Annotated in this window: 3 protein-coding genes; 2 read left to right on the top strand and 1 reads right to left on the bottom strand. The window is 34.7% G+C overall.

The window, feature by feature from the left end; genetic code table 11:
• The coding region (gene traA, locus ACFINU_RS09285; protein ID WP_375667615.1) for a Ti-type conjugative transfer relaxase TraA at positions 1–3,071 on the bottom strand (3,071 nt) is incomplete at its 3' end.
• 236 nt (positions 3,072–3,307) lie between these two features.
• Between traA and ACFINU_RS09280 the strand changes: the two genes are divergently transcribed.
• Both ACFINU_RS09280 and ACFINU_RS09275 read left to right on the top strand, forming a co-directional pair.
• Positions 3,308–3,511 (top strand): TraC family protein, encoded by a 204-nt coding sequence (locus ACFINU_RS09280; RefSeq protein ID WP_273783759.1) that lies wholly within the window; start codon positions 3,308–3,310, stop codon positions 3,509–3,511.
• Positions 3,512–3,563: 52 nt separating this feature from the next.
• Positions 3,564–3,788, top strand: a complete 225-nt coding sequence (locus ACFINU_RS09275; protein ID WP_012755123.1) for a conjugal transfer protein TraD — start codon at positions 3,564–3,566, stop codon at positions 3,786–3,788.
• Positions 3,789–3,920: the final 132 nt, after the last annotated feature.

The following is a 3,920-nucleotide window of genomic DNA, read 5'->3' as shown; positions in this document are numbered from 1 at the left end:
TAAGATTTTTTATTTCTAAGAGCGCTTAGCACCTTCTGTTCTAGATTAGAGTTATCCGTATAAGCAGCAAGGTATGGCTCTCGTTCTGTTGCTTTTGATGCAACATTCAACTCTTTTTGTGATTGTTCAACCTTGAGATCTTCTTTTTGAAGTTTTGAAAAACTTGTCTTTGCTCTATCCCAAAGGGATTCAATCTTCTCTTTTTGTTTTTGCAACCATTCTTTATTAAAATCAACGTAAGAGGCTATTTTTTCCCCTAAACCTTGAGAAACATCAATCCCTCTATTCTTTGTAAATTTGGCTATATAATCTCTATAATCAGGAGATTCAGAAAAATCGAGAGTAGTTGTTTTAACACCAGACCTAGAAAGAGCTGCTACCAATTTTTCATAGGTATTAGCATGATCAGACCGCTTGATAGCATCAACAAAAGAAGGATCACCGCGTTCTATTAAATCAACATTAAAAACATTTCTTTTAATTTCTTTATTATTAACAACAATAGTTTCTTTATCTTGACGAAGTGATATCTTGTCACCAAGCTCAATACGAGCCCCATCTATCGCAGAGGGAAGATTTACACCATAAACACGTTCAATTCCACGGAAAGTTGCTATATCCGCATAAGGTGTTTCGGTTTTGGCAGTTTCACTAAAAGAAGCATACCCAGCTTCTACAAGTTCACCAGTGATTGTACCTTTAACCTGTTTGTGTTCGTGTAATCGAACGTTTTTAAAATCCTCTTCGGCTACATAAAGATGTGACTGATGCCTATGTCGAGACATTGCAACATAGGAGAGATGTTGATCCATAGATGAGGAGGCTAAAACAAAGACATTATCAACGGTAACTCCTTGACTCTTATGAACCGTAGCCGCATATCCATGATCAACGTTTTGATAAGTCTGATTGGAGAAAACAACCTCCTTACCAGAGTCAAGACGCACTTTTAAGAGCGGTTTTCCTCTTTCATTTTGTGTAGACAAAACAGTTCCCAACATACCATTTTTAACTTTTTGCTTTCCTAATTCTGGGGCATATCTTTCTTCAAATTGAGCATTTTCAAGAAAGATAATTCTGTCACCAACAACAAATTCCCTACGCCCCTTAAGAGTATCAAAATTTGTGACGCTTGCACTATCTTCAAATTTAAGTAAACTAGCATCTTTAAGAGCGGTTCTAATTTCTTCATTTAATTTTTTTACAGACGCATTTGTATGAGCAAGAACAAGTAATTCGTCACCCCGTAAAGTTTTGCCTTCTTCCTCACATTTTTGTTCTACTTTCCTTCGTGTATCCATCCAATCTTTAACAAGAGTATTTATGGCTTGGTCACGCGTTTTAGTCTCATGAATGAATCCTCTATTTTTATAATGATCTAAAGCTTCCTTTACTTGTCCACGTGCAAACTGTCGTGATGCATCTTGCCCCCATTCTTCTTTTTGTCTTCTGATACCCGATAATTCTACATAACCAATATTATCAACTACAGCGCGAAATGCCGCTCCAGCCTCAATGGGTTGCAACTGCATATTATCACCAACAAGAACAATTTTTGCGCCTGCTTTTTCAACTTTTTGGACAAAATGCGAAAGTTGTTTTGAAGAAACCATTCCAGCTTCATCAATGACAAAAACATCACCAACCCGTAATTCATCTTTTTTATTTTTCCACGCTAATTCCCACGCAGCAAGAGTTTTACTTTTTATCTTTGAAGATTCTTCAAGACCTTCCGCAGCCTTCCCCGCAAGCGCTGCTCCAAATACACGCTTCCCACTATTAACCCACGCAATATTTGCGGCTTCCAATAGAGTGGATTTTCCAGCACCAGCATAACCAACAACCGCCGCAATACCTTTATCATCTGTAATATGTTGAACGGCTAATTTTTGTTCTTCTGAAAATTTAAATCTATTACTTTTATCTTTATTCTCAACAGACTTTATTGCCTCTAAAACCTGTTTATCTTTTACACCGTATCCTGTCGTTTGAGACAACGAAACAACACACCGCTCCATATCATATTCGTTTTTTAATATTTCTTTTGTTGAATAAATGATCTTATGAGGATTGGAATGATCTTTAATTTTAATCAGGTTATTGCTTTGTTCTAAACGCACCATAATATCATTAAAGTCATTTGAATTATCAACATATCTATTAATGATCTTAGCAAGATCACCACGATTAAATGTCGACTTCTCAAATGAAATCAACTTCAATACTTCATTAGGGTTTTCTTTAATTTTCTCTACAGATCTCTGTTTTATTTTTTCATTGGCTTGTACCGCATTGCTAGCAAGTCCTTTTTTACCCATTGCATAAGCAGATTGCCCCAAATGAATGGTCGGTTCTATGGATAAACCACGCTCTTTGTAAGAACGCATATCTACTTTTATATCATGACCCGCAAGTGCAAGATGCCTCGTTGCAATCTCACCCCATGAGTTGCGTAAATTCTTCAATGCATCTTTATGACCTATGACGGTTTCATAAACTATACGCTCTTCTTTTCTTATAGCATTCCCTTGTCTATCACGAATAGTAACAAGAGATTTTTTTACTGTTCCATCTTCATTTAAGACAGCTATTTTTTTGGGACCAAAACCATTTTCTAAAACTGGACGTAAAGTATGCATAATATGCACATGTGGATTTCCTTCCTTGTCATGAAAAACCCAATCAGAAACAAGACCACGTGATGAAAAGTTTTCTTTTACAAAGTCTCGTACAAGAGAAATATTTTGATCTCGTGATAACTCTAATGGCAACGCTATAACTATTTCTCTTGCCAACTGTCCATTCACGCGCTCACTATTTTGCACAGTGTTCCACAGCCATTCACTTTTTTTATCATTTGTATCAAAATAACTGAGTTGTTGTGTAATCCATTTTGGAGAACCTTCTGGAATATTCATTTCTGAATGTACAAGGTCTCTATCTTTATCATATCTATGCGTATGAGATCCTTCTAACTCATCAAACATCCTTGTCCTATGGCGATAGGCAGCCGCCGAAATTGCTGATTTTCCAGCACCAATAATTTTAGCTTGTAAATGTGTACTTGCCATAAGATATAATTACAAAAAATTGTGTTTATTTCACAGAAATAATCTATAGCATAAAACGTTTTACTTTAAAACGTATAATTGCGCCCTCAAAAATCTTTTGAAAAAAGACATTTTTTCAGGAGCGCATAAATGCGCACTATCAAGTATTGTTATTGGATATTTATTCTGTTAAGTAAAAATAAAGATTAAAAAATAAAAGAGAGTTTGAAATGTCACGTAAATCTTTAGAAAAACTTATGGAAGAAAAAAAAGCTCTGGAAGAAAAAAGTAAAAAACTTCTTGAAAGAATTAAAGCTGCTAAAAAACAAGAAGGGGAAAAAATTGCACTATTAGCAGCTGAAGCAGGGTTAACAGAATTAAACATAACAAACGATCAATGGAAAAATATTTTCGAGGAGATTAAAGCCCGATTTCAAAAAGAACAGCAAAAAACTGAATAATCTTGGTAACTCTATAAAATCACTAAGACGAATTGAAAAAAGGAGGAGATTTTTGAGTGATGAAATAAGACGTAAAGATGCACGTGAAAAAATTATTCTAGGCGGTCTTGTCGTAAAGGCTGGTCTTAAAAATGCTGATAAGTCTTTTATTTTAGGATGTTTAATTCATGCTGCAAAACTTGATATAAATTCAAATGAATATAAAAATTTACAAAAAATAGGACAACATTCTTTTACCGATACGCGGGGTCAAAATGATAAACAATCTAGATCGTAAACAAATCATATTTTTAATATGTCCTTTCCTCTTTTCAATCATAATTCTTTTTCTTGTAAACATAACAATAAATAACATTACAGAAAATGGTACTACCCAAGATGCTTATTGGTTTGTTCGTTCAAAACCTCT

The organism is Bartonella sp. AC130YNZD, assembly GCF_042196865.1.
Taxonomy (GTDB): Bacteria; Pseudomonadota; Alphaproteobacteria; order Rhizobiales; family Rhizobiaceae; genus Bartonella.
The sequence above is the reverse complement of the archived record's forward strand: the minus strand, read 5'-3'. Positions and strand labels throughout refer to the sequence as shown.

What these genes read in the sequence shown, in the direction of transcription:
- ACFINU_RS09280 (WP_273783759.1), top strand. Translation starts at nt 3,308, where the DNA reads ATGGAAGAAAAAAAAGCTCTGGAAGAAAAAAGTAAAAAACTTCTTGAA.